The 26,372-nt window shown below is 54.0% G+C and carries 22 protein-coding genes and 1 pseudogene; 7 read left to right on the top strand and 16 right to left on the bottom strand.

Translation table 11 applies throughout. The annotated features are described in order from the left end of the window. Positions 1 to 1,077 carry a RepB family plasmid replication initiator protein gene (locus tag ACLIBF_RS22430; RefSeq protein ID WP_031377929.1) on the top strand — a complete coding sequence of 359 codons (1,077 nt, stop codon included), beginning with the start codon at positions 1 to 3 and terminating at the stop codon, positions 1,075 to 1,077. A 1,433-nt stretch (positions 1,078 to 2,510) separates the two neighbouring features. Here ACLIBF_RS22430 and ACLIBF_RS22435 read toward each other — a convergent pair. From ACLIBF_RS22435 to ACLIBF_RS22455, 5 genes are all read right to left on the bottom strand, one after another. Next, positions 2,511 to 2,897 (bottom strand): GNAT family N-acetyltransferase, encoded by a 387-nt coding sequence (locus tag ACLIBF_RS22435; RefSeq protein WP_279810240.1) that lies wholly within the window; start codon positions 2,895 to 2,897, stop codon positions 2,511 to 2,513. Between the two features lie 195 nt (positions 2,898 to 3,092). Then, the gene (locus ACLIBF_RS22440; RefSeq protein WP_279810239.1) at positions 3,093 to 4,286 is read right to left on the bottom strand and encodes a diguanylate phosphodiesterase; all 1,194 of its coding nucleotides are present in this window, start codon (positions 4,284 to 4,286) and stop codon (positions 3,093 to 3,095) included. Positions 4,287 to 4,589: 303 nt separating this feature from the next. Beyond that, a complete protein-coding gene (locus ACLIBF_RS22445; protein ID WP_069729821.1) occupies positions 4,590 to 4,799 on the bottom strand; it encodes a DUF1471 domain-containing protein in 210 nt (69 codons plus the stop codon). A 232-nt stretch (positions 4,800 to 5,031) separates the two neighbouring features. Beyond that, positions 5,032 to 6,816 carry an EAL domain-containing protein gene (locus ACLIBF_RS22450; RefSeq protein WP_448310729.1) on the bottom strand — a complete coding sequence of 595 codons (1,785 nt, stop codon included), beginning with the start codon at positions 6,814 to 6,816 and terminating at the stop codon, positions 5,032 to 5,034. Positions 6,817 to 7,338: 522 nt separating this feature from the next. Continuing rightward, a complete protein-coding gene (locus tag ACLIBF_RS22455; RefSeq protein WP_279810237.1) occupies positions 7,339 to 7,563 on the bottom strand; it encodes a DUF3606 domain-containing protein in 225 nt (74 codons plus the stop codon). A gap of 377 nt (positions 7,564 to 7,940) precedes the next feature. On the opposite strand from ACLIBF_RS22455, the gene ACLIBF_RS22460 reads away from it, so the two are divergent. Then, positions 7,941 to 8,180: a hypothetical protein gene (locus ACLIBF_RS22460; protein WP_031378205.1), complete on the top strand. Its 240-nt coding sequence runs from the start codon at positions 7,941 to 7,943 to the stop codon at positions 8,178 to 8,180. A 168-nt stretch (positions 8,181 to 8,348) separates the two neighbouring features. Beyond that, positions 8,349 to 8,843, top strand: a complete 495-nt coding sequence (locus ACLIBF_RS22465) for an Hsp20 family protein (RefSeq protein ID WP_279810236.1) — start codon at positions 8,349 to 8,351, stop codon at positions 8,841 to 8,843. Positions 8,844 to 8,955: 112 nt separating this feature from the next. On the opposite strand, the gene ACLIBF_RS22470 is transcribed toward ACLIBF_RS22465, so the two are convergent. From ACLIBF_RS22470 to ACLIBF_RS22480, 3 genes are all read right to left on the bottom strand, one after another. Continuing rightward, the gene (locus ACLIBF_RS22470) at positions 8,956 to 9,726 is read right to left on the bottom strand and encodes a MerR family transcriptional regulator (protein WP_159224171.1); all 771 of its coding nucleotides are present in this window, start codon (positions 9,724 to 9,726) and stop codon (positions 8,956 to 8,958) included. A 207-nt stretch (positions 9,727 to 9,933) separates the two neighbouring features. Then, the gene (locus tag ACLIBF_RS22475) at positions 9,934 to 10,143 is read right to left on the bottom strand and encodes a CsbD family protein (protein ID WP_031378202.1); all 210 of its coding nucleotides are present in this window, start codon (positions 10,141 to 10,143) and stop codon (positions 9,934 to 9,936) included. Positions 10,144 to 10,290: 147 nt separating this feature from the next. Further along, positions 10,291 to 11,511 (bottom strand): diguanylate phosphodiesterase, encoded by a 1,221-nt coding sequence (locus ACLIBF_RS22480; protein WP_279810235.1) that lies wholly within the window; start codon positions 11,509 to 11,511, stop codon positions 10,291 to 10,293. Between the two features lie 1,165 nt (positions 11,512 to 12,676). Here ACLIBF_RS22480 and ACLIBF_RS22485 point away from each other — a divergent pair. Next, positions 12,677 to 12,961: a hypothetical protein gene (locus tag ACLIBF_RS22485; RefSeq protein WP_046289428.1), complete on the top strand. Its 285-nt coding sequence runs from the start codon at positions 12,677 to 12,679 to the stop codon at positions 12,959 to 12,961. 32 nt (positions 12,962 to 12,993) lie between these two features. On the opposite strand, the gene ACLIBF_RS22490 is transcribed toward ACLIBF_RS22485, so the two are convergent. Further along, on the bottom strand, positions 12,994 to 13,314 hold the full coding sequence (locus tag ACLIBF_RS22490; RefSeq protein ID WP_279810234.1) for a hypothetical protein: 321 nt from the start codon (positions 13,312 to 13,314) through the stop codon (positions 12,994 to 12,996). 651 nt (positions 13,315 to 13,965) lie between these two features. Here ACLIBF_RS22490 and ACLIBF_RS22495 point away from each other — a divergent pair. Next, positions 13,966 to 14,235: pseudogene (locus ACLIBF_RS22495) on the top strand (Tar ligand binding domain-containing protein); the annotation flags it as partial. Between the two features lie 151 nt (positions 14,236 to 14,386). Here the strand turns inward: ACLIBF_RS22495 and ACLIBF_RS22500 are convergent. The 3 genes from ACLIBF_RS22500 to ACLIBF_RS22510 are packed head-to-tail and all read right to left on the bottom strand — an operon-like array spanning position 14,387 to position 17,373. Then, positions 14,387 to 15,190 (bottom strand): MBL fold metallo-hydrolase, encoded by an 804-nt coding sequence (locus ACLIBF_RS22500; protein WP_279810233.1) that lies wholly within the window; start codon positions 15,188 to 15,190, stop codon positions 14,387 to 14,389. Between the two features lie 36 nt (positions 15,191 to 15,226). Further along, on the bottom strand, positions 15,227 to 16,114 hold the full coding sequence (locus tag ACLIBF_RS22505) for an EamA family transporter (protein WP_046289426.1): 888 nt from the start codon (positions 16,112 to 16,114) through the stop codon (positions 15,227 to 15,229). Further along, the gene (locus tag ACLIBF_RS22510; protein WP_279810232.1) at positions 16,111 to 17,373 is read right to left on the bottom strand and encodes an MFS transporter; all 1,263 of its coding nucleotides are present in this window, start codon (positions 17,371 to 17,373) and stop codon (positions 16,111 to 16,113) included. The genes ACLIBF_RS22505 and ACLIBF_RS22510 overlap by 4 nt, the downstream gene beginning before the upstream one ends. Positions 17,374 to 17,504: 131 nt before the next feature. Here ACLIBF_RS22510 and ACLIBF_RS22515 point away from each other — a divergent pair, with 131 nt between their 5' ends. Beyond that, a complete protein-coding gene (locus ACLIBF_RS22515; RefSeq protein WP_279810231.1) occupies positions 17,505 to 17,960 on the top strand; it encodes a winged helix-turn-helix transcriptional regulator in 456 nt (151 codons plus the stop codon). Positions 17,961 to 18,015: 55 nt separating this feature from the next. Here ACLIBF_RS22515 and ACLIBF_RS22520 read toward each other — a convergent pair whose 3' ends face one another. The 4 genes from ACLIBF_RS22520 to ACLIBF_RS22535 all read right to left on the bottom strand — a co-directional run bounded on the left by ACLIBF_RS22520 (position 18,016) and on the right by ACLIBF_RS22535 (position 24,750). Then, positions 18,016 to 19,131 carry a metallophosphoesterase gene (locus tag ACLIBF_RS22520; RefSeq protein WP_046289425.1) on the bottom strand — a complete coding sequence of 372 codons (1,116 nt, stop codon included), beginning with the start codon at positions 19,129 to 19,131 and terminating at the stop codon, positions 18,016 to 18,018. Between the two features lie 251 nt (positions 19,132 to 19,382). Next, a complete protein-coding gene (locus tag ACLIBF_RS22525; RefSeq protein WP_279810230.1) occupies positions 19,383 to 20,606 on the bottom strand; it encodes a cupin domain-containing protein in 1,224 nt (407 codons plus the stop codon). A gap of 437 nt (positions 20,607 to 21,043) precedes the next feature. Continuing rightward, on the bottom strand, positions 21,044 to 23,371 hold the full coding sequence (locus ACLIBF_RS22530) for an FdhF/YdeP family oxidoreductase (protein ID WP_069729892.1): 2,328 nt from the start codon (positions 23,369 to 23,371) through the stop codon (positions 21,044 to 21,046). A 260-nt stretch (positions 23,372 to 23,631) separates the two neighbouring features. Further along, positions 23,632 to 24,750: an acyltransferase family protein gene (locus tag ACLIBF_RS22535; RefSeq protein WP_279810228.1), complete on the bottom strand. Its 1,119-nt coding sequence runs from the start codon at positions 24,748 to 24,750 to the stop codon at positions 23,632 to 23,634. A gap of 539 nt (positions 24,751 to 25,289) precedes the next feature. Here ACLIBF_RS22535 and ACLIBF_RS22540 point away from each other — a divergent pair. Then, positions 25,290 to 26,114: an SGNH/GDSL hydrolase family protein gene (locus ACLIBF_RS22540; RefSeq protein WP_279810227.1), complete on the top strand. Its 825-nt coding sequence runs from the start codon at positions 25,290 to 25,292 to the stop codon at positions 26,112 to 26,114. Positions 26,115 to 26,372: the final 258 nt, after the last annotated feature.

Raw genomic sequence — 26,372 nt, forward strand, 5'->3', positions numbered from 1 at the left:
ATGCCGAAAAAAGAACCAGATATCCTGAACATAGCTGAAGCGTTTAGCGAAACCGACAAACGTACCGGTGAAGTTGTTACCCTGACGCCCAACAGTAATAACACGGTGCAGCCGGTTGCTCTGATGAGGCTGGGCCTGTTTGTTCCTACGCTAAAATCCACCGCGCGCAGTCAGAAAAACCAGATGAATGCGATGGACGTTACGCAGGATCTTAAACAATTGTCTCTGGTCCGATCGGAGGGGTATGACAATATCAAGATCCTCGGTGCCCGGCTGGATATGGATAACGATTTCAAAACGTGGGTGGGGATCATCCGTGCTTTTGCCACGCACGAGTGTCTGGGAGACACGGTAACGCTTTCTTTTGTCGAATTCGCCAAACTGTGTGGCATTCCCTCTGTTCGTCTCTCGTCGAAGCTCAGGAACCGTCTGGACGCTTCCCTGACGCGTATCGCCTCCAATACCTTAACCTTCACCAGCAAGGGCGGCGAAAACTACACGACGCACCTGGTGCAGTCCGCCAAATACAGTATTAAAAAAGATACCGTGACGTTGCAGGCCGATCCCAAGATCTTTGAGTTGTATCAGTTCGACCGTAAAGTGTTGTTGCAGCTCAAAGCCATCAATGAACTGGCGCGAAAAGAGTCCGCCCAGGCGTTATATACCTTCATCGAAAGTCTGCCGCCGAAGCCTGCGCCAATATCAATGGCCCGGCTGCGCGCCAGACTTAACCTGACCTCTCGCGTGATCACGCAAAATGCGACCGTCAGAAAAGCGATGGAGCAGTTGAAAGAGATCGGCTACCTCGACTACACCGAAACCAAGCGCGGCTCGTCAGTCTACTTCTGGGTCCACTATCGTCATCCGAAACTGCGGCCGGCAGAACTGCCGCTCAGTCAGTCAGGTTTAATTGACGATGATATGGATGATTATGACGATATCGACAGCGATACGGAGCTCATGGATATGAGTCTGCCGGATATCATTCCGGAAGAGGAGGAGAGCAGTGAGCTGGTGATGGTGTCGCGTGAAGAGAAAGAGCTCCTGAATAAAATCCGTAAAGAAAAAAAAGGCTAACTGCCTTGCGACACCAGCCGCGAGAATGTGAGCAATGTCGCAAACTAACCACTGTAGCGAGAAGGCTACCGTTTCAGGTAACCGCTGTAGTGAGTACTAACCACTATGGTGAGATAGATCACTCGCTATAGTGGTTATTCATTTCCTCCCTGGTGCCTGCTTACCTGCTAAGCCTTGCCATGTCTGCTGTTAGTGATCACTGACACGGTTCTCCCCGCTATGCTGCTCTCGTTCAGCCTGCTGCTACCAGCCAGCGCGTTTGCGATGCTCATCACAGTGGTTATCCGTAGTGGTACCACATACGCTGAAAAGGGAGCCTTGCCTGTGGTTCTGCTCCTGTGCAGCTTCCCACGCCGCTCGTCAGTCTTAACGTTCTCGCTATAGTGGTTGTCAGCCACATCTGCCTTGTCTAAATCCTCTTTTAACTGCCTGAAAACAGCGATTTCCTTGCCGGTTTACACTTCACAGTGGTTAATTGCTGGCTTTTAAGCCAGATTAGCTACTTTTTTGTTCGGATAATGTTCAGTTACGCTGTTACTTTCTCGCTACAGTGGTTATCAAATGGGAAAAAGCAGCGCTGGGCAGACGCAATACTCGCTATAGTGGTTATCAAACACAGCTGGCTTCAAATGATCTCTCCCAACAGGCTGATAACCCGACTGAAAGCGGATTTTTACTCGCTACAGTGGTTAGCAAAAATATGCGAGGCTTCTCGCTATAGTGGATATTGCGCGGTCAGGATGGTGCTGCCTGAGACCGACAACTAAAAAAGGCTGCAAACCGGGCAGGGAATCACTCGCTATAGTGGTTAGCATGCAACGAATGCAGACGATCACCCTGCAGAGCGGGCTGAAAGGGCACGCTGCCGTGTTGAATGAAGGTGTCAATGCGCGTTATAACGCCGAGGTTAGCGGCTTCCCGCTTTCAGGCTACTCGCTACAGTGGTTGGCTGAGCGCGAAAAGCCGCGAGGAGGCATAAACCATTGCGATAAGTTGTTGTGTGAGTCAGTGCTCAGCGCTGAGTAAGAGAGTGATAGCGGAGAGAGAAGGACTTCTCGCTACAGTGGTTATGGGTGGCGATGTTGCGGTAGGCGGGCACTCACTATAGTGGTTATCCGCTGAAGAATTGATCGGCTAAGCCTCTTTCGCCGGAAACCCGGATATTTATTGCGCAAAATTACTCGCTACAGTGGTTGTTGATGATCTTTGCAGGCTATTTTTACTCGCTATAGTCGATATCTTTGCCGCAGGTGCTGAGGTTTATCAAAGCGAAACAGCGTCTCAGAAGTGATACGGTCACTCGCTACAGTGGTTAGTCTGGCTTTTTACTCGCTACAGTGGTTATGCAAATTAAAGCGTCTTTGCTGTCCCCTGAATCGAGGTCGCCCGGCAAGCATTGCTTCTCCCTGAGAATAACACCGGATCGCCTATCTTCAGCCTGAACACCATGACGACTGTTTGATCATCCGGATATCCTTCTCTGCCGCTGCTTCACCCGCCGTAATCCATCCTCTGTGACGATAGAATCCTGCGGCGCGGTTCGCTTCACCGGTTTCCAGCCAGATGAGGTCATGATGAAGAAACAGCTGGTTTTCAGCTTCCTCTGCCAGCCGTTTGCCAATGCCTGCGCCTTCATAAGCCGGAAGGACGAAAGCGGCAAACAGACAGCCTTCTTCCGGCAGGATCATAGAGAACCCCACCGCTTTGCAGCCAGACACTGCGATCCATGCGCAGGTTGAGGTATTAATCATCGCTTCAATCGCGGCCGGGGTAATGCCCAGCACCTGAAGATCCTCGTGAGACAGCACATTTTCAGTCACGGAAGTCCGGATATGAAACAGATCGGCTGTATCGGCGGCGGTCGCGGCTCTGACGTGAAGGTTCAATGTGGTACGCACTCCCGGCAAGGTTGTCGTCTGCGCGCGATCAATAGCAGAACAGGTGCCGCGGATCACGATAAAAAAAGGCCCGCCATACGGCGAGCCCCGTTCAGGTGTTGTCCCGCTGTGCGGCGATTACATCGCTTCGCGGTATTCCGGCCAGGCCACCGACTCTGGATCATAACGTCCAGCAGCGGCAAACAGCGTCCCCTGAAAGTTAATTACGCCCGCCGCTTCCAGCCACATCCACTCTTCAGCCTGCACAATACCGGCTGCGATCACCGTAATTTCCAGCGCTGAGCAGCATTTAATAATCGCCTGTACCACCGCTTGCTTTGGTCCGCTGCGGTGAACATCGCGGGTGATGCCGGCATCGATGCGGATACGATCTGGCTGAATATGGGTCAGTAATGACAAGCCAGCTGAGCCGTCACCAAAGTTGTCGACAGATAAGCTGATCCCCACCGCTTTAAGCTCGCGCACGGCTTGTGAAAATGCATCAAGCTGTGAGATGACAGCAGTTTCGCTGACCCCGATAACCACCTGCTCGGGCACCAGACCCGCTTGCTCAATCGCCGCCACAATCAGCTTCACCGCATCCGGCACCACCACCAGCGTCATCGGCAGCAGGCTGACGTAAAGCGTCATGCCTTCCGGGCAGACCAGGCCGGCATGGGCAAAGGTCTTTTTCACCGTTTCAAGATCGTCAAAATAGAGCTGCTGGCTGGCTGAATCTTCAGACAGCGATCCTGCCGGACGGGTCGTGGTCGCTTCGATAGCGGTGACCTGACGGGCCAGCGGATCGACGACCGGGCGAAAGCTGACCCCTTCGGTGACGGGTCTGGAATCCGGCACATCGCTGCGTTCAGAAATAAACTCCCAGTAGCCTGGCGGGAGAACTTCGTAGTAGTTTTCTTTCTCGCGTGACTCAACGAAGGTACGCAGAAATTGCAGCGCCCGATCGTCATAGGTCAGGCGATATTTTGACGTGCCTTTATCGAGCACCGCCTGCAGTACGGAAGAACGATCGTGCTCGCGCAGATCGAACAGTTCCATGCCGGCGTTACCAAAACGGCGTGAAGGCGCATAGTCGCGCATCAACTCCACCACATTGTGATGGCGTTTATCAGCGCAAATCCGCCGGTAAACGGCGAGTATTCCCGCTTCAGGGCCTTCCAGCAGCTGAAAGAAATGGGTGCCGTTGAACAGTAAAATACCGGTCACATCGTGAGCCGCATTAATTTTGCTGGCATTTACGACCATTTCGGGCACCGTTTTGATCGGAAAGTCATCCGAAATATGGCTGCGATATATTATTGTGGTCAGCATGTGCAGCTCCGATTTAATGTGATTGTCGGGCACACGCTAACATTGTTCAAATAATGTTGCATCTAACCTTATTCACTGTCGCACACACTGCACCATCACAGGTGGCAGTAAGCGAAACGGCAAATTTGCCGTTAACCTGTTTTTAACCGTAGCGGCTAAACGCTGACCCGATGCGGCCCGTCTGAACCGGCAGTAATGAGGTTTAAGACGGAGTGTGAAAAGGGGGCACAGGCTGAGCGTGGTAAAAGCAGCAGGCAAAAAAAAAGCCGCCTTGCAGGCAGCCTTTATACAGAACAGATGCGCTTATTTAATCAGCTCAGCCGACACATAGGCGCGGTTGTCGACGCGGGCACCGGTAATTTTGTATGACGCGCCAGCATCTTTCGCCTGTGCAGCGACTTTTGCTTCAGCCGCGTCCAGAGTAGAGGCGGTAGCCGTGATGCTCTGGGCAAAACCAGCGAAAGAGATCAGGGAAAGTGCAGTAACAGCAACGAAAGTTTTGATGGTTTTCATGGTCATTTCCTCAGTTCATTTTAATTCGGAAGAGGCGTTCTGCCTCGATGGAATGAATAGTAGGCGCAATGACGGTAAAGAAAAATAGCCTTATTTTGCTGTTAAAGGTCAATTATTTTGAATGACTATCGTGGCGCCTGATTTCCCCCGCCTGATCGCCGACAATAAAAAAGCGCTGTCTGTTACAGACAACGCTTTGGCTATTCCCGGCCGGACCTGTGCCGTGCCAGCCTCAACGGCATTCGCCGCGTAGCTTCCAGTGCAGCCAGTGATTGAGAGCTTCTTCGGTTAACGGTTTCGAGTAGAAGTAGCCCTGTGCCTGATCGCAGCCATATTCAGTCAGCGAGGTCACAGCATCCGGGCACTCGACACCTTCTGCCAGCACCACATAGTCCAGCTCTTTCAGCATGGCGATAATGCTACGGGCGATGATACGGGAAGCGGTATCTGAAGAGAGCTCACTGATCAGTGAACGATCCAGCTTAATCACATCAAGCGGCAACCGTCGCAGATAACTGATATTGCTGTAGCCCGATCCGAAATCATCGAGTGAAATGCCAAAACCACCTTGTTTGAGCATTTCCAGCCCGCGTAACGCCGTGGGACTTTCAATAATGCGTTCGGTTTCGAGACACTCGATACCCAGCAGCGACGTCGGCAATTTTGCCTTCAGCATTTTATTTTCAAGCGCAGCGGCAAAGCCCTCGCGTGAGAAGTCGCGCACGCTGACATTGACGGTTAAAGGCAGCTGGATACAGTTATTCCGCAGTCGCCGCAGACGATCTACCGCCTGATCGATCACCCAGGCCGTCAGCGTCGACAGCAGGTCGGTTTGCTCCGCCAGCGGGAGAAAACTCGCCGGGGAGAGTTCGCCGCGCGTGGGGTGATGCCAGCGGACCAGCGCTTCCAGCCCGACCGGCTTACCGCTGTGCAGACAAATTTTTGGCTGATAGACCAGATAGAGCCCGATATTGTCACGCAGCGCTATTTTGAGATCGGTCATCAGAACGAAATCTTCGGTGCGCTGCATTTCGGTGGTGGCGTCAAAGCGTTGCGATGGCACTCCCCGGCCCACAGCTTCGTTGAGCGCACTGACGGCGCGACGGAGCACTTCCGGCGCCGGCACGCTGCCCGCAGTAAAGTCGGCTTCGCCGGTATGCGTAGTGAGCGCCACCGATAATCCTTCGTCCATATCGGCACTGATCCCTTCCAGACGCCCGGCGACCCACGCCGCACTCAGGCGGCTGTCCGCCCGGGTCAGGATAGCGAACCGGCCGGTGGCAACCGTATAGATCATTTCACCGACCGCCGGGCGCAGGCGCAGCGGCAGCAGGGTCGCCATATCTTTGAGCAGATTTTCAACCGGCCCCATACCCATGGTGCGAGCCAGTTCGTAAGCGCGTGACATATCGATGCAATCAATCAGCACCAGACGGCGCGGCGTGGTATCGCCCGCCACGGCCAGATATTGCAGATCGCGGATCAGCCGCTGACGGTTTGGCAGGCCGGTGACCGGATCGGCAAAGCCAGCGGAATGCCACGCCTCCAGAAACGACATGACCAGCGTTGAAAGTAATTTCAGCGTAGTGACCTGATCGGCACCAAAAGGGTGGGGATGGGTATCGGTGACGCATAAGGTCCCCAGAATAATACCTTCGCGGTTTTTTAACGGCACGCCAGCATAAAAACGAATAAAGGGAGCGCCGGTAATTAACGGATGAGTAACAAAGCGTGCATCAAGATAAGTATCAGGAACGATAACGGCGCTATCACTGTCGACCACGTGACGGCATAAGGAGTCCTGGCGTGATGAACGCTCAAGGGCAAAATTGTGTGCTGCACGTACCGTCTGATATTCATCATCCAGCACGGAAATAAAACTGCCCGGAATACTCAGCGCCTGGCTGGCTAACCTGACAAATTTCCTGAGGACATCGTCGCGACTTTCGTCAGGCCGGCTGAGCGCCTGCAAAGCACGGGTACGGCGTTCATCGTCGCCGTTTAAATTTTTTAGCATCTGTGTGTGTCCTTCGTACTGTCTGGTGACGGCACGAAATAAAAAGAGAAATTGTACGGTAACTGACCGGAACCAGGTGCGGTTCGGGCGAAAGGAAATAACGCATATTTATTGTTTTCACAGTGATGATAAGTGACTCGACGGCGGGTGTCTCTTACTATTTTCTTTAACGCATTTCATGCCTGTTTACGATTCGGTAATTTTATCGACAGCCGTTTTTATTTTCACAGTCAGGGCGCAATACTCTGTAAAGGGGCTTAACGATTATTAGCCGACTGATAATCAATTATCATTCATTCTGCAGACAATTAATTTGGGATTATATTAATGGTTAAAAAGTAAACTCAGCGAATAAACCGTCAGCGCCCTGACGGACCAGGGCGGGTAACATCCTAAATTAACTTATAAAACCCCAGCAGGGCAGCCAGACTGACCTCAATTATCCCTCTCAGCCGTCCTCACTGCGGGGCCGTAAACCGCAGGAAGAACGACGCTGACGTTGACGCTCCGGCGGCCATCCGTTTAACGCTTGCCAGCCGTTTTTGGCTGCTGCGGCTGTCGCGGCGGCGGATTTTTCTCCAGCCAGTCACGCACGTGGTCAGCCTGCGGACCCGTCTCCCGGATGGCGCGTGTCAGCCGCTCCTGGGTAGTTTTCAGTTCCTGAGTCCAGTAAGTGATTTGCCATTGCTCTCGTATCTCCACCCGCAACAGATCTTCAGGTACGCGCCGCTGAATAGGGTTTTTCATCGCTTTATTCTCCTCTGCTTTGTTTGGTTATCGGTCCTGAAAATTATCCTCAGGTTAAACCGACCATCCTGATGAATGATGGGAAGGAAGAGTAGCGGAATAATCCCTGATTTAACGCACGCGAAAATATCAGGAAAATTCCTGGTGTTGGAAATAACACATTCTAAAAAACTGAAAAATGACGATTTACTGGCAGATTAAGCCGCTTCGCTTATTCACTGAATGCACATAAAAGATAAGCCTGACATTTGACATTTAATTAAAATGGTCAATTATTCTCATGTCAAAACATCCGGGCCGCGTCCGTAACGCTTCGCTTTCGATAAAAAGCGGCGTTGAATTTTTTGCGCGGGTCACTCATTTCAAAGGAGTTTTTTTTGGTTAATCGTCCTTCCCAGCAGCCTGTAGTGGTTCAGAATAATGTCCGTGAACTTCGTCTTGCTGCGGGACTCTCTCAGCAGAGCGCCGCTGAGCGCTTCGACCTCAGCCTGCGCGTCTGGCAAACCAAAGAAGCCGCAGTAAACCCGACGCTGTTAAGTCAGGGCGAATATGAATTGCTGCTGCTGCTGGCCGGCCGACATCCGCACTTTTGCCTCGCTCCCCATTCAAAGAAATAGCGCTTCATCACGGGCGATATTATTTAATAAACGATTGCTTTTATTAGGATAAAAAATTTATTTACGGGACTTGAAAGCGCAGAGAAAGGCATTATTTATACCAGTGACCGGCGATTGATAACCGGTCAGATGAGCTTTTGGATGAACATTATTCAGGAGGTTGTCACCATGTCTTTACATCAGATCTCTGTCTTCCCATCGCTGGCCGATTCCGCGTTATCAGATCGCTTCAGCCGCATTGACAAACTGTTCAGCCAGCTTACCGGCGACCGTCAGGTCGCGTCTGTACCGGCTTACGATCTGCAGCGGCTTGACGATGCCCGCTACGCACTGACGGTGAGCGTGCCCGGCTGGAAAGAGCACGAGCTTGAAATCGAACTGAGCGGCGGACGCCTTTCGGTCGCCGGTAAGAAAGAAACCACGGCATCCAACGGGGCTGAGGAGGCGAAAGATGAGAAAAGCGGCTGGATCTACCGGGGCATCGCGCGTCACGATTTCCGGCTGAGCTTCTCGATCCCTGAACACATGAAAGTGACCGGCGCCAGCCTGGCAGATGGCCTGCTGAACGTAGGATTACTGCAGGAAATTCCGGAAAGCGAGAAACCTCGCCGTATTCCGATTGAGGTTGGCGGGGCACCCCGGACGCTGGAACATCAGGAATAAGCGGTGGGAGCTAAACAGTATGGCGGAAGGCGGCTCAGGAGGCCTTCCGCCTTTTTTGATCGTCAGATCCGGCCGGAGGTTTATCCGACGACGCTGCCGCAGCGGGCGAGGATCAGGCGCTGGCAGCCAGCAGGGTTGTTTCTGCTTCTGCTTTGAGCCGGGTGTCGGTTCCGGTCAGCATCACCGGTTTGCCTGCCTCCAGCATCGATTGATACGCCGCGTTCATCAGCGGAGTGATCCCATCACTGCACCACATCAGGTGGTGCTCAAACCGGTGATGCGCCACGGCGGGTTCGCCAGACGCAATTGCAGCCACCTCAACCCGAAATCCCTGTCCATTCAGTCGAATGGCTTCCATCCAGATCTCAGTTTCATCGGTGACGCTCACCGCCTCAAGAAACAGCGGCACGGTGCTACGCCGCTGGGCAGCCAGCGCCAGATGTTGCCACTGGGTGACAATCGCAGAATGGAAGCGTTGCTGACGTGCTGCTGCCCCTTCACTGGCGTCGCTACGTAGCCAGAGGTTTAGCGGTCGCAGATAGCGATTCACATAATCATCGCCACTGTAGTTCGCGCCCATCGTGAGTAATTCACGTGTGATGTCGTCATCGGCGTCATGCCGTAATAGCTGCAACAACTCTTCTTCCCGACAGGCCCAGCCTCCCTGCAGCTTAAGTGCAGGCCAGCGAAGCGAGGCGTGAATATCAAAAAGCGTATGCCCATCCGAGGTCATGTCGCGCACACACAGCGCACGCGTTAGCTGGCTGTCGGAATAACCGGCCGGGCCAGGAGGCGTCATGAGTCCGGCACGTCGCCAGCGGCGCAGCGTCTCAGGCAGAACACCGACGAGGCCGCAGACCGTGTCGGTAGAGTGTTGGGGCATGATAAATTTCCGGAGGGGATTCAGATCCCGCTGAAAGGGATGACGCCGGCAGTATGCGCGCCGCAACCGAATAAAGAAACAATCATTTCCATAAGAATTGCAGACAGATTGAGCGACTATCGGATAAAGGCAGAATGAAGAAAAAAGCGTGCAGCAGGTGGGGGAAGATGACGTGCCGGGCGCGACGTGGCCCGGCGAGAACAGCTATTACCAGCGGTATTTGTTCGAATCTTCCCACTCTTTTACTTCTTTTTCGGCCCGATCTTTCTCGTAACCGTAGCGTTCCTGAATTTTACCGACCAGCTGATCGCGCTTCCCTTCAACAACGGTCATATCGTCATCCGTCAGATCGCCCCATTTTTCCTTAACTTTACCTTTGAACTGCTTCCAGTTACCGCCAATGCGATCTTCGTTCATGGTGAACCTCCACTTTAAGGCTGTTATCCAGGGGACTAAATCATTACCGGTCAGGCGTTATGCCTGCGGGTGGATTAAGCCTGGCACAGCCTTTGCTGTTTGCAGCGAAGCGGTGTGAGCCAGGTCAAAGTTCGGAAAAAGAGTCGATTATCCCGGAAGACGCCGCTCAGGCCAGCTTACCGGCGGAATGGCATTAAGCGCTGGCCGGGCAAACAGGAAGCCCTGATAATAGCGAACGCCGGCGCTTTCCAGCCACAGCCACTCTTCAATCTTCTCTACGCCTTCTGCAATGACGGTGATTTCCAGCGCGTTGCAGCATTTAAGGATCGCCAGCACGATGGCCTGACGGGGACCACTGCGGTGAATATCCATAATCAGCTTGCGATCGATTTTGACCTTATCCGGCTGAAAATCCGCTAACAGCGACAGGCCGGCAAAGCCCGCGCCAAAATCATCCAGCGCCAGGCTGATCCCGGCGGCTTTCAGCTGCTGAACGGCAAACTGAAACTCATCAAAGCGCGAAATAACTTCATCTTCAGTCACCTCGACCACCACCTGCTCAGGACGTAAACCCTGTCGGGTGATCTGCCGGATTAGTCGATCAACTGCATGCTCAATCACCACCAGCGACATCGGCAGCAGGTTGACCGACAGGGTCTGATGCTGCATGCCCACGTGGCGAGCCAGCTGAAACGCATAGTTTTTTGAATCGAGATCGGCCTGGTAGATCATCTCTTCAGGCAGCGTGGCAAAGTAGTCTGCTGGCGACGCACCCTGCGGGCCGCGGATCAGCGCTTCACAGGAGACAATCCGGCGACTGGCGACATCGACAATCGGCTGTAACGCAAACTCACATGGCTGGCCGGGGGCAGGGCGATAAGTTAACGGTACCTCCGCTGATGGCGGAGTGATCAGTTGCCAGGCATCTGCCGGGTCAATCGCAATAAACGTCTCTTTATCGCGCCCTTCAACAAACGAACGTAAAAATTTCACCACCCGATCGCCTTTCACCCGCTCGGCATTCAGCGTGACACGACTAAGCAGCGCATCAACCACGGTGCTGTCCTGGTAGTCGCGCAGATCAAACAGCTCCATACCGGCGTGGCCAAAGCGGCGGGCTGGCGCGTAATCCCGCATTAATTCAATCAGGTTGAAATGCCGATCGTCCTGACTGATGCGCTGGTAGACAGTGAGAACCGCCTCCATGGTGCCTTCCAGCACCTGAAAAAAATGCTGACCATCAAATAACAGGATCCCGGTCACCTGAATGGCCGCATTTTTCGAACCGGCATGATCGACCAGCGCCTGCAATCTCTCAGACGAGACGCAGGACGTCAGCTGGCTGCGGTAAATGATGGTGGAAAGCATAGGCGGACTCACATGGCTGGTGTTGGCTTTGCAACCATAGCACAGCGTCGTTAGCGGTTAGCGGTACAACAGCGGGGTATTCATGCCTCTGCTGGGCGCATGGTTTGCGTCAGTATCGGGGCAGAGGTTCACTATCCACACAGGCAACGGTAGTTTTGTTGGCAGAGCGTCAGCGGGAGGCGGCGGGAACACCGTGAAAAATAAAAGCCCCTGCCAGACAGGCAGGGGCAAGAAAACGGGCAGAACATTTTTTATTGGTTGACGGCTTCCCTGGTGAGGCGCCGGTTAATAGGGTGTTAACGGGATTATTACGCTTTTTTATCGACAGTTTCCACGCCATAACTGACTAATTTTTAGACGCCAAAAAACTGCCGAAACGGTATTAAGGAAAAATTGCATTACTTTCAACGTAATATCATCCGTGATTTCGGCAATAACTCAGATTGTTGAATTATAACGTTACAAATAAATAACCGTTCCTAACTATATCGATCGTTAAATGCGCATTTGACTTGATTCTGCACGTGCTAATCCCCGCAATCAGGCGACGATTCAGCACGTTTCAGCGGATAGCGAAGCGGGAGATAAGGCCTGTATTGTGGAATAACATCTGAGCCAGCGGAAATAACCGGCGAGCAAAAAAGAGCCCCCGGTAAAAGGGGGCAAGGGTAGGAGTTAGATCACTCTGTAAATGAAGTGGATTTCGTTACAGAGCCATTTAAAGATAGGGCAAAACCGCCAGCTTTGCCGTTACGTTTACTCAGTTTTTTAATTAGATATCAAATGATTAAAAAGCGAAGGGTGGGTGATGTTGTTGCTTATCAATGCGTTACGCTTATATGAAAACGTTTTCTAAGATTTGGCTTAAAGTCACCGCTGCAGAAAGGCAAGCGGAGAACAGCGGGCGGAATGTGCTCAGCGGAGAATTAATTAAAAATCAATAAAATTAAAGGATTATAAAATTAATCGCTCGGGGCAGGCGCACCCCTTTTCCCGATCAGGCGCGTCAGGCAGGGGTCTGGCGTCCCAGCAGAGGCTGGAGTGTTACAGAGGCAGGAAAAGACCTTTCAGAACCAGCAATAAAGCAGCGAAAAAGAGAAGCCGCTTGATCAGATTGGCGATCGGTAATACTGTTTATCTATACAGTCTCTGTGAGAAAAGAAGAATGCCACAGTCAGATGAGATTCATAGCGCGTTCCATCAGGTCATGCGCCGCGGCGGCAATGGCAGGTGGACGGTAAGTACCCGTGATTTTGTCGCTGAACTGGAACGGCGTAACCGGCCGCATACTCTGCGGGCCGCTAATCAGTGGATAGAGATCCACATTACGTTGTTTCGTGACATCTCGATTGAGTCAGGTGACTATCGGCTGTTCGAGCTGCCGGAAACAGCGCTAACGCCAGGCTTTGCAGCAACAGCGATTCAGGTGTCTGACCAGCCTGACCGCTAGCGATCAGGCTGAAGAGACGGCCGCCGCCGTGATCAGAGCTGGCGACTGGCTGAGTGAGCGGCCGGACGATTCAGGCTGGCGGGATAACTCTTTTCACAATTGATGCGTGCAAGGTTCACCGCCACTTTGCGTTTTTTAAGCCGCAGTTTAGGTAACCACTCTTTAAACTGGGCGGTCAGCGATTCTGCCTGCTGTTCATTCAGTACGCGGCAGATGAACAGCTTACTCTTGGTCTGACGGCTGACATCAATGGCATAAATCTCGACACGATCGCCGCACACTTCATATTCCACATCGGTAAATTGCATATGTGGCCAAAGGCCGGTTCTTGCTTCAAAAGTGGCTAAATCCATAATGACTCCTTTTTTTATTGTAAACGCTATTGCTGTGGACCTGGACTGAGCCTGGTCGGGCCAGTGAGCATAGACCACTATTCTGTTAATGCCAGCCCAATCACAGGTTTAATTTGGCCCTGACAGAATCAGCCCTGATTACCGGCTTGTTGTTCAGAGTGACTAAAAGAATCTCCCATTTTTTGATCAGATATTCTGATGTAAATCAGCCGCCATCCTCCGTGAGTTTTTTATGCCTTGTGGCGCGAAAGCTGAAAATCACCCTCAAATGCAGGGCTGCTGACTGCACTGGCAGACAATATTGTTTCGCTGTGAGAAATTCCGCACACCGCTAACTCAAATTAAAATTGCACAATAAGCGGGCTAATCATCAGGGGCCAGAAAGTTACTGCTGCACAGATTCTCACGCCCGGCAGATTAATTGTGGCGCTGAGAAAAAAATCAATAATCGCAGATGTAAAATAATGTATCCCATCCGGTATAAATAACGGTTAAATCATCTCCGTTGCATCGTTCAGAATGCGCAGCTTGCGAGTAATAATTAAAATATATAGTGCCGGAGATTAATTAAAGTCAGATTAAACAGCGCAGATAAGATCGATTCAGCTAATCACCTTGTTCTTTTTTTAATCTATTACACAGAGAGCACCTATGACTATTACACAGCGACTGGTATCGCTATTTTCACTGCTTGCCATGTCCCTGATCGTGCAGGTGATTATTTCTTTATCAGTGATATCGGGCTTCCAGTCTCGTTTTGAATATGTGCAGGTGAACGCGATTCCCAGCATCCGTGATTTAAACAAATCGATCAGTGCCACCAATCAGCTCGGCATTGCGTTGTATCGTCATCAAAGCATGATGGATAGCGCAAAGCAGCCGGCGGCGGAGCAGCGAATCGATCAGCTGATGCTTGATATCTTTGCGACGTCAGAAGAGCAAAGCAGTGGCACTGCGCAAATCAACATTGCGGTTAACCAGATGGACCAGGCAACGCAGCAAAATGCGGTACTGCTTGAACAGTCTGCTTCCTCGGCGAATGAACTGCCCGCTGTTTATCCCGGTTCTGCGGTTACTCGTCGCGGTCCTGCAGACAGTCCAGATAGATTTGCCCCGATCGCATCACCTTCTCTTTCGCCTGCTGGCGAATATCCTGACCTTCGAATGCGCCGTAAACCTGCCCGAACGTCACGCCCGCCAGCCGTTGCATTATACGCTGCACCGCGGCAGCCGAGAGCGGCAACATATTCGGGTAACTCCACATAAATGAAACGCCATGCGCCCCGGGCGTGACCTGCAGAATATCGCCCGCCAGGAGCACGCCGTCACCTTCGGCCCAATGCAGCACGCAGCCGCCGGGAAAATGGCCGCCCAGCCGCAACAGCGTCAGTGAAGGCAGCAGCGGCAATGAGTCGCCCTGCCACAGTTTGAGATGCGGGCTGTCACGCACAATCCATTCGCGATCGCGATCGTGCAGATATATCGGTGCGTTAAATGCGGCGGCCCACTCCTGCATCGTGGTGTAGTAGTGCGGATGGGAAATGGCGATGGCGTGCAGGCCACCCAGCGCGTTCACCAGCGCCAGGGTCGCCTGGTCAAGATTGGCAATGCAGTCCCACAATACGTTCCCGTGCGGCGTGCGCAGCAGAAACGCCCGTTGATCGATAGCAAATTTCGGCACAGTTTTGATACTTAGCAGTGCCTCGCCGTGCGCCGTCCATTTATTGGCGTGGCGCGCGGTCAGCTGATCGAAATCGATCCAGCTCTGTCCGCCTGCAGGCACGTACTGACGCGGGTCGTCGCAGATTTTACAGCGATCTGTCGGGCTGTGCGGTGGCTGATACGCGGTGCCACAGGCGGTACATAGCCTGATCATGCTGAACTCCTTCTCTCCCGGCTGGGAATGGGTGAATTATGATGCGAATCGGCCACGCCACGCCTGCATCAGTCGCGCGCCATACAGGCCGATCGTCAGACCGCTGACAATAATTAGCAGTGCAGCCAGTTTCAGCGCTGACAGCTGCTCGTCGAAAATCCAGAACGATCCCAGTAAGCCAAACACCGGCACCAGCAACGAAAGCGGCGCGACGGTCGAAACCGGATAGCGTTTCAGTAAGGCGTTCCAGACCCAATAGCCGAACAGGGTGTTGGGATAGACCTGGAAAAGGATCGACAGCAGCGTTGTCCCATGGGCGTGAGTCAGTAAACCGTGAAAGCCACTCAGCCCATTAACAGCATAAGACAGAATGAATAACGGGATCGGGGCGAACAGGCTCGACCAGATTAAAAAAGCGAATACCTGATGACTGTTCGCTTTCTTATACAGGATATTGGCCACGCTCCAGGCGATAGCGCCGAACAACACGCAACCCAGCCCGAGCACTGAAACAGAGCCATCGGTCAGAAAAATGATGCACGACAAACCGGTGAGCGCAATGGCGATACCTGCCGACTGAAAGCGCGACAGCGGTTCGCGAAACGCCCAGCTTCCCAGTAACAGGGTAAACAGCGCGCTGAATTGCAGCACCAGCGAGGCGACGCCGGCAGACAATCCGAGCCGGATGCCCAGATTGACCATGCCCCATAAGCCGACGCCGAATACCAGCCCATAGCCGATCAGCCAGCGCCATTTCACCGCGGGTTTAGCGATAAAAAACAGCGCGGGCAGGGCGCACAACAGAAAGCGAATGCCAGCAAGGACAAAGGGATCAACTTCCTTCAGCCCCAGTTTAATCACTGAAAAGTTAATTCCCCAGATTGCGGTGATCACTACCGCCAGAAGCAGATGGTGCATTTTCATTTTATCGATCCTGCAGGAGAGTGAGCGTCAGCAGAAGAGGGACGTAAAGTCGCCCACCAGAACAGCAGTGCCGCCAGGCTGATGGCGCTGCCGAGCAGACAGACTCCCGGCCACTGCCAGCCGGCATAGACCCGGGTGGCGGCGCTGGCCCCGAGGGCGCTACCGACAGAGTAGAAACACATATAGGCAGCGATCAGCCGGTGATTTGCGTCGGGCCGGCCATGAAGCAGCAGGCTCTGACTGCTGACGTGTACCGCCTGCACCGCAAAATCGAGCAGGATCACCCCGGCGATAAACAGCCAGATTGAGTGATGTAGCCACGCAAGCGGCAGCCATGAGAGCGTCAGCAGCAGCAGGCCGATGCCGGTGGTACGTTGGCCATATCCCTGATCCGCCCAGCGTCCGGCCCGGATGGCGGCCAGCGCCCCTGCGATACCCGCCAGGCCAAACAATCCGGTTTCGGTATGGCTAAAGTGAAGCTGGCTTAACGGCAGCACCATGGCGGTCCAGAACACGCTGAAAGCCGCAAAAATCAGCATGGCGAGGATTCCGCGCACCCGTAATAGCGGCTCATCCAAAAATAGCCGGAAGAAGGCACGCATCAGCGTTCGCCAGGCGGGCCTTTTCATCGGCACGCTCTGGCCGGGCGCGGTTCGCCAGAGGATCGCGGCCAGCAGTACCAGCAGCGCGGCAGAAGAGAGATAAACCGCCCGCCAGCCAGCGAGATCGGCGATTGCGCCAGCGGTCAGTCGGGCTAAAAGTATTCCCAGCACCACTCCGCCGGTAACCATACCGACCACCTGACCGCGTTGCGCCGCAGAAGAGAGTGAGGCGGCGTAAGCCACTACCACCTGAACCACCACCGCCATCAGGCCGACCAGGCTCATGGCGATCAGCAAAGCATAAAAGTCCGGGGCAAGGCTGACCAGCAGTACGGCCAGTGCCAGCATCAGCAGCTGGCAGACAATCAGCAGCCTGCCATTAAAAAGGTCGCCCAGCGGCACGACAAACAGCAGCCCCAGCCCATAGCCGACCTGGGTGGCGGTTACCACCACGCCTGTCGAACCGGCGGAGACGGCAAAGGTCTGCGCCATGGCGGTCAGCAGCGGTTGCGCAAAATAGACGTTGCCCACCGCCAGCGCGCAGGTTACGCCCAGCAGCATCACCAGTTTCAGCGGCACCGGTTTGCTGCGGGTTGATGAGACCAGACGGTCACCGTCTGATACCAGCGAACGGGGTGTGCTGTCGGGCTGAGCCATTTTTACCTCCTGCGGATTTGGTTTCAAATTAAAACCAGGTTGGCCATTATTAACGGTTTTGGTTTTTTTTAGCAACCAGATTACCGCACTAAGGTATACTCAGACGTAAGCAGAACAGAGCAGGAGAGAAGATGGCGAAGCAAACCGCATTGTTAAACAGTGAATGCCCGGTAGCCCGCACTCTGGAAGCCGTGGGTGAGCGCTGGTGTTTGCTGATCGTTCGCGAGGCGTTCGACAACGTCCGCCGCTTCAGCGAGTTTCAGAAAAACCTCGGGCTGGCGAAAAATATCCTGGCCGCACGTCTGAAATTGCTGGTGGAGCTGGGCGTGTTTGATCTGCGTCCCGCTTCTGACGGCAGCGCCTACAGCGAATACGTGCTGACAGCACGCGGACGCGCGCTGTTCCCGATTATCGTGGCGATGCGTCAGTGGGGTGAGCAGAATATGTTCACCCCAGGCGAGACCCATTCGGTACTGAGGGATAACCGTGAACAACAGCCGTTGCAGCCGCTGGCCGTGGTATCCGCCAGCGGAGAGCCGCTGGGGCCGGAAGATTGCCACCGTGTGCGGGTGGTGAAGGGCGGCTAATCACTCTTGCCGGGCCTGCTGCGGCTGTGTCCCGCAGCAGGCCCGACCGGGTGAATCAGGGTTGCCGTCTGAGCGTAATGCGGGTCAGCTCTGACGGGCGGCCCAGCCGAACCGCCATGCCCGGCCAGAGCGCGGTGCCGTTATTGACATAGAGCTGCATTCCGTCCACCTGATAGAGACCGGAAACAAAGCCGCCGTTGGGTTTCGCAAACAGCCGGTCCAGTCCGACGATCAGACCGCCGTGAGTATGGCCCGACAGCTGCAGATCAACGCCCATCGCGGCGTTATGGCGGGCATTACGGGGCTGGTGATCCAGCAGGATCACCGGCGCATTGGCGGGCGCATGCTCCAGCGCTTTGGCCAGATCGGGCCCCTGTGCCTGCCTGGCCGGTGCGGATGCGTCGGGCAAACCGGCCACCACCAGCTTCGCCGTGCCGCGCTCGATCACCGTATGACTGTTGAGCAGTGGCTGAAGTCCCAGTGAAGCCAGATGTTCAGTCCAGATCGCCTGATGAAAGAAATACTCATGATTACCGGTGATCGCCCATACCCCATCAGGCGCCTGCAGGCCGCGCAGCGGAGCGACGTCGGCGCGCCGATGCTCAAGGCTGCCATCAATCACATCCCCGGTCACCACGATCAGGTCAACCCCCAGCGTCATCGCCTTCGCCACCGTGGCCTCACTCCACGCCGCATTAAACAGCCGCGTGATATGTAAATCTGTCAGCTGTAACAGCTGATAGCCATCAAATTCTGCCGGCAGGTCAGGGATCACCAGCGTCAGGTCTTTGACCGGCGGCACCCGTATCGCCTGGTAAACGCCGACGGTGGCCAGTCCCATGGCGAACAGCACCGCCAGATAGCGTACGCCGGGCACCAGTTCCAGCGGATGGCGCAGCAGCAGGGCCACCAGCGTCACCGCATCAATCAGCATCTGGGTCAGCGCCAGCAACAGAACGGTGCTGTAAGCCCAGTTAAACAGAATAATAACGATCCGCGGCATCTCAGCCGAGAAAATGCCGCCCGAGGTGAAACGGCTGATCAGCAGATACTGGGAAGCCAGCAGCACCAGCATGGACAACAGAATTTTGACGACCAGCGGCAGGGATAAGGGAACAATGACGCGCGCAATAACGTACCAGCTGGGTAAGCTGAAAATCAGGTGAAACATAGCAATCTTCCCTTTGAGCGCTGAAGGTCAGCACAAGAAATAAGACCAGAATGTGCGTTATAAACCGCGAACTTTCACGGAATGCGCCGCTGTGTAGTGTATACGACTCTGGCGCTGCGGTGGCTTCACGACGAATGCTTTATGCAGAGATAACCGCGGGCAGCGGCAGGCGGGCAGAAGGGTTAAAGGAGACGCTGGTACGGGTTACCACAAGACGCCGTTGATAATGGCCGGAAAGCCGGCCATTGCGTTTAGCCGATGACCGGGCGTTTACTCTGCGACAGAGCTGCCATAAAGCTATCGTCCAGATGCAGATGCTGCTTAACCAGTTCCGGTGGCGTACTGGCCAGCCACTGATTGAGCGAGATATCGGCGTAATAGTCGCTCTTAAACAGCTCAAGGAAGCGTAACGGACCCTTGCCGGTATTTTCGATGTAATGACCCATGGCAAACGGCACGTAGCCGACATCACCAGCGCGATAATCAAAGGTGCGGGCCTGGCCTGACGAGGCGAATACGCCCATCCGGCCCTCGCCTTCCAGATAGTATTGCCATTCGTCGTTATTGGGATGCCAGTGCAGCTCGCGCAGCCCGCCGGGTTCGATTTCGACCAGCGCCGCGGCCACCTGCCGGGCTATCGGGAAGTTAGAGCTGTCAGTAATCCGCACCGTTCCGCCAGGTGCCTTTAACGGATCCTGAGCCAGCATCCGGTGGGTAAAACGCAGAGTGGATCGGGTGCCGCCCTGAACGCTGTCGGAGGCGGCGCGGTCAGGTGGCGTAGCGGCGAAAATATATTCGTCTGAGGGCGACGGCAGCTGAGAGAAGACAGAAACCGGGAGCTGAAAGTTTTTGGCGAGGATCTCTGGCGGAATGTGTTTAAACCAGTCTGAGAGCAGAAAGGTGCTGTCCTCATCAAATCCGCCATCGTCAAAGGCCAGCAAAAATTCACAGCCATCCGGTCCCAGCCCCTGAATGGAGTGCGGCACGCCGGGCGGGAAGTACCACAAATCGCCGACGCCGATATCATCGACAAACCAGCCGCCATGAGTATCGAAGGCGGTCACCCGCGCCGTTCCGTAGGTCATGTAGGCCCATTCCGCTTGTTTGTGCCAGTGGAGTTCGCGGATGCCGCCAGCGTTGAGGCGCATATCGACCCCGGCAATGGTGGTGGAGATACCTAACTCGCGTTGTGTCACCTGCCGCGTCCAGCCGCCGCTGCCTTTACGCACGTGCGCATCGCTGAAGCTGTAACGCAGGTTAGGTAAGGTGCCGCTGTCGGTTGCGGGCGGATCAACCAGGTCGGGATTTTCTGCTTCGCGCATCGGGTCATGCGGGCCGGGATCGCGCCCGCCGGGTTTAGCACCGGCCGGGTAGGCTGTGACCTGATTATCATGGGCATGAACCTGACCCGCGGCCAGCGCCACGGTGCCACCGGCGGCAAAGGCCATAAAGCGTCGTCTGCTTAACGTTGTCATCGGCAATCTTCCTTCCGCTGTGAATAGAGTAGAGACGGTAATAGGTGCTGCCTATCCGTTATAAACAGAGAAGAAAGACGGCGTTTAACAAACTTGTAACGCGATCGGCGGTGGAGCAAACCAGTAAGCCCGGTTGATACATTTCCGAAGCGTCGGAAGAATGGTACATGTTGATTCAGGGTATAATTTCAGCCGGCCAGCCAGCGGGAAAAAGGCACGGAATGCCTAAATGTCAGGCGTACGTTTAACATCGGTTGAAGAAGCAGCAAGCGTTGCAGATGAAATAAAATGTTACGCATAAGGTTAGTGAAACTTATATCTTAGCCTGCTGATCGTGTTGTACCCCCGGCAGGGAGACGGTGAAATTATGCTCATAAAAAAGGTTGCCTGAGTCTCAGGCAACCTTTGCAGTGACGGCGCGGCCTCAATCCACAGCGTTAACGCAGTATGCCTGAGGTGGTTGTCGTCTCGTCGGTTACCCTGGTCATGGTTACCGGGATACTTTTATAGGCAGGAATACCGCTCTGCGTATCATGGCTGTCGAGCGGCACCATCACGTTAGCCTCGGGATAGTAAGCGCCGACCGAACCGGGAGCCATGTCGATGATTACAATCGTCAGGTTTTTCATCTGGCGTGAGGTCGGATTACCGTCCGGATCGAGCGCCATTAAATCGACCCGATCGCCGACGCGCAGCTGACGTTTCTCCGCCTCTTCGGCATTGATAAACAGCACGTCGCGGCGACCGGTGACGCCACGATAGCGGTCGTTGAGGCCGTATAACGTGGTGTTGTACTGGTCGTGGCTGCGTAGCGTAGTCAGCACCAGATCATGGCACTTCAGCGAACGCGGATCTTCATTAATCCCCTGCATCACCTTGAATTGCGCCCGACCGGATGGCGTATTCCACACGCGCTCAGAAGCGGCATTATAGAGCCGGAAGCCGCCCGGTTTTTTCACCCGCTCATTGAAGTTTTCAAACGCCGGGAAGACGGCTTCAATCGCATCACGGATGCGGTTGTAATCGGCCGCCATGGCGCGCCAGTCAACCACGCTGTCCGGCAGCGTGGCCTGAGCCAGCGCGGCCACCAGCGCCGGTTCAGATTTCAGGTGCGGTGAAGCCGGCTCCAGCGAGCCGCGCGAGGCATGCACCATCGACATGGAATCTTCCACCGTCACGCTTTGCGCGCCGGTAGCCTGAACATCGGTTTCGGTGCGGCCAAGAACCGGCAGCAGGTAGTTATGTTTGCCCAGCAGCAGGTGCGAGCGGTTGAGCTTGGTGGCCATATGTACCACCAGATCCAGCTTACGCATCGCCGGGAAGGTCACCTGAGGATCGGAAATGGCCTCCGCCAGGTTACCGCCCAGACAGAGCAGCGCTTTGGCTTTGCCATCACGCATCGCCTGTATCGCCTGAATAGCGCCGTGGCCGTGTTTCTGCGGCGGACGGAAGCCAAAAACGCGTTCCAGACTGTCGAGCAGCGACTGCGGCGGGATCTCGGTGATACCCACGGTGCGGTCGCCCTGCACATTAGAGTGGCCCCGCAGCGGACAGATGCCGGCACCGGGTTTACCGATGTTGCCGCGTAGCAGCAGCAGGTTGGCAATCTGCTGCACATTCTGGGTGCCATATTGATGCTGGGTAATGCCCATGCCATAACAGATGATGGTCCGCTCAGCGCTGGCATAGAGTCGGGCGATGTGCTGGATCTCTTCACGTGCCATGCCCGACACCTTCAGGATGTGCTGCCAGTCGGTGCTCTCCAGATCGGCCTTCAGCGCCTCGAACCCTTCGGTATGTTCATTAATAAAGGCTTCATCGATGACGCCGGGCTCGCCTTTACTCAGCGCCTCCTGATGCATCGACAGCAGGATCTTCATGACGCCTTTCAGCATCGCTGCATCGCCGCCGACCCGCACTTTGTAATAGGTCGATGCCAGCTCGGTCGAGCTGAGGGAGAGCATTTCAATCGGACTCTGGGGCGAGGTAAAGCGCTCGAGGCCACGTTCCCGCAGCGGGTTGATCGCAACGATGGTCGCGCCGCGTTTAGAGACTTCACGTAAGGTACCCAGCATGCGGGGATGGTTAGTGCCAGGGTTATGACCGATGCATAACACCAGATCGCAATGGTCAAAATCTTCCAGCTCTACCGTGCCTTTGCCGACGCCGATCGATTCCGGCAACCCGACGCTGGTCGGTTCGTGGCACATGTTGGAACAGTCGGGAAAATTATTGGTGCCATATTCGCGGGCGAATAGCTGCCACAGAAAAGCCGCTTCGTTGGAGGCGCGGCCCGAGGTGTAAAACTCTACGCTGTCGGGATCGTCATAACTGCGCAGATGTTCGCCGATCTCTTTAAACGCAGTCTCCCACTCGATTGGCTGGTAGGTGTCGGTGGCCGCATCATACTTCATCGGGTGCGTCAGTCGCCCTTCGCCTTCAAGGTGCAATGCGCTGCGCTGCCATAATTCAGTGACCGTATGCGCGGCAAAGAACGCCGGCGTGGTGCGTTTGCTGGTCGCTTCCCACGACACCGCTTTCGCGCCGTTTTCACAAAATTCAAACGAAGAGGCATGCTGAGGGTCGGGCCAGGCGCATCCCGGGCAGTCAAAGCCCTGTGGCTGGTTCACTTTGAACAGGGCAATCACATCCTGTTTGACTGACATCTGACCGCGAATGGCATCGGCAACCGCTTTCAGTGCGCCCCAGCCGCCTGCAGCGCCACCATAAGGGGCAATCCCGGTTGTGCGATTTTGCTCTTTCATAATGCTCCACATGGTCTGTATTGTTATTTTTGTAAGTCTGGTACACAAATAACCAACCCAGGGTGGATTCAGCGCATTATTTACTGAAATTTTTTCTCAAAATGTTTCTGGTATCACGATGTCGATTGCTGAGGTGTTGTTTGCGGATCAATAAAGCTGGCGCAGAATTGCGCCAGCAGAGAAATAAACGCAGCGAGGGAGCGAAACGTATTTACGCGGTTATCGCTACGCTATTATCGGCTCGCAGCAACAGCACGATTTCAGCTTACCGAAACCAGCGCTTTCGCCGGCTTCGCTTTCAGGCCAAAAAGTGTCGACAGGAAACTATTACGCTTGATGAGCATATAGCACAATGCACTCAATCCTGAAGCAATTGCCGTAACTATCAGCACATAGCTGACCGGATAATTATCCGGCAGGTAATCGTCCAGCAGCCAGGCAAAGCCAATCGCGATAGGGTAGTGAAGAATATAAACCACCAGCGCAGAATCAACCACCGTGTTCACGATGCGGCTTTCTTTCATCCGTAGCTTTTCAAAAAAGAAGATCACCCAATAAGAGAAGATCACCGAGAAGACGCTGCTGAGCAGTACCGGAATATATTTCGCTACCCCCTGCAGATTAAATTTCATCGTCAGGAAGAAAGCGCTATAACAGATTATCGCCAGCAGCGTGACAAAGGCGGTATTCAGCAGTGGATGTTTCGCTAATTGCGGAATCGCATCACGATTAAGATAAAGCGCATAGCCGGCTGCGTAATAAACGCAGAAACGTGCGGTCACTGGAATTAAGGTGATCAGCTCGCCCAGATCTTTAACTGCGAACTTCACCACAAACAGACTATTGGCGGCGATTATCAGGGCTGCCAGCCACAGCGGAAAGGGCAGGCGGCGGGCAAATGTCGCCAGCGTCTGGTACAGGCGGGCGGGCACAAAAAAGGAGATGGCCGACAGCGAGACCAGGAACCACAGATGGTGCAACTGCATGTAGGCTGCCAGCAGTCCACTGGCCGAAGTATCGACCCCTTTTATCGTCGAGCTCAGCCAGTACATGATGCCGGGAATGAAAGCAAAGGCAGCAAGCAGCGGCACCAGCACGCGTTTGCGACGGTTCTCAAAGAAAAAGGACTGGCCTTTGCGTAAAAAAACCATGGCGGAGAACATGCCGGAGAGAAAGAAAAACGCCTCCATCCGGAAAGTATGGATGAATTCAATCAGTGAACTAAAAATCAGCGACGGGTTTTTATCCGCGACGTAATACCAGCTATTGCCACCAGGCAGGCTGCGGGCGGCATGATATAAAACACCTTCCAGAATAAGGATAGCACGCAGAAAATCGAGGCCGATATTCCGGCTCGATAAAAAAGCGGGTGTAGTCATTTTTATTACCTTAATAAATGACGAAGCGATAGTGTATGAAGTGACAGCGGCAGAATATCACTCTGAAGGTTAATTAACATATTTCGCCACACTTTTCAGAATTCCGCCAGTATGCCCTTTTTGTTGATCGTTAAATTATGATAAACCGGCCTGGCCGTTTTTTAGCGTCACTTTTTTATCAGAATAGCACGCACTGCTGCTGCTTTTAATCGCCCATTCTGGCGCAGCCCTTGCGGGACGGGCAACCGGATGCGGGTTAAACCGCGAACCGGGTAAAGCCTCGCTTAACATAGGGTTAAAAAATGTGCAGTGAGTAAGCGTTTTACTGATGTTTATTCGTCGCCGAATCGGCTTTTTTTTCGCGGGCGGACATCGGAAGAGATAATCAATAAGCGCCACGGGTTTCGCTTATTGGCGATTTTTTCTGCGCAATACCGATTTAACCCGCATAACGCAGCGGCGACACGGCAAAATAATTTTGCAGCGGGTGAACTCTGGCTGATAATCTTTTTCAATTCGCCCTGCCAGAGTTATGCTCAATGAAGAATATTTTTTGTCATCTGCTTGTTTTCATCGCGTTCTGTTTATCTGCGGGCGTTGCGCTTGCCAGTCAGCAGGAGGATAAATTTATTATTGAAGCCTATGGCGGTTCCAGCACCAAAGGCGCGATGGCAGTCAGAAAAGACGGTAAATTGCGGGCGACCCTCACACCCAATAATGAAATTGCACAGTTAAACCAGATGCTGAAGGCCAGATATGGCACTGAGGTAGAGATTATCAATAAAGGTGCGCTGTCGGCGCAGTCGAAGGATCTGCTGAACGGGCGCAATTTTTACCGCAATAACAAAACCTGGCGTGAAGAGATGGCCGCCTCGCCGGCAGATCTTATCCTGCTCAACTTCGCCACCAATGACGCCCGCCACTATCACTTCAAAGATACTGAATCTGACTATATCGTCAGTCCGTTGCAATATCGGGCGATCATGTCTGAGCTGATCCGCGTGGCGCAGCAGTACGGGAAAGCGGTGATTGTTCAGGAGCCTCATCCATTGTGCGGCCGGGCGGAAAAGTGGAACGTTGCGCCTTATGTTGCGCAAATCGACCGCCTGACGCGGGACGAAAATGTGCCGCTGGTTTCTCAGTATCAGCGCATTCAGCAAATTAAAAACTGGCAAACGCTGATGTCGCCGGATTGTATTCATCCCTCCGACGCGCTCTATCAGATTAAAGCGCAGGAGACCTTCAGAGTGTTAGAGAGTTATTATGACCAGCAGATTAAGGCCGCGGTAAATGCCTCGCCTGCCGCTGTCCCGCCACGTTCCCAGGCGGGCTCACTCAGCCGGACCGGCAAGCAGGCGGGATAGAAAGCAGCGTGAAGCGGCAATGCGCCGGATAATTGAAAAAATCCGGCTTGCTTTTTCAGCGTGATCAGTCAGCTAGCTAAGCTGATTAGCCTATTTGCCGCTTTGCTTAGACCGCTGGATCAGATGTAGTGCCGGATACCGTAAATCGCCCAGAATATGGCGTTAGCACCGAGGTAAGCCCAACATCCCCAATAGGCAATAGGCTCGCGTTTGGTTCTGAGTTTAGGCAGGAATGCCAATAAATAGAGCGCTGAAGCA

Source organism: Pantoea sp. PGP6 (assembly GCF_053474785.1).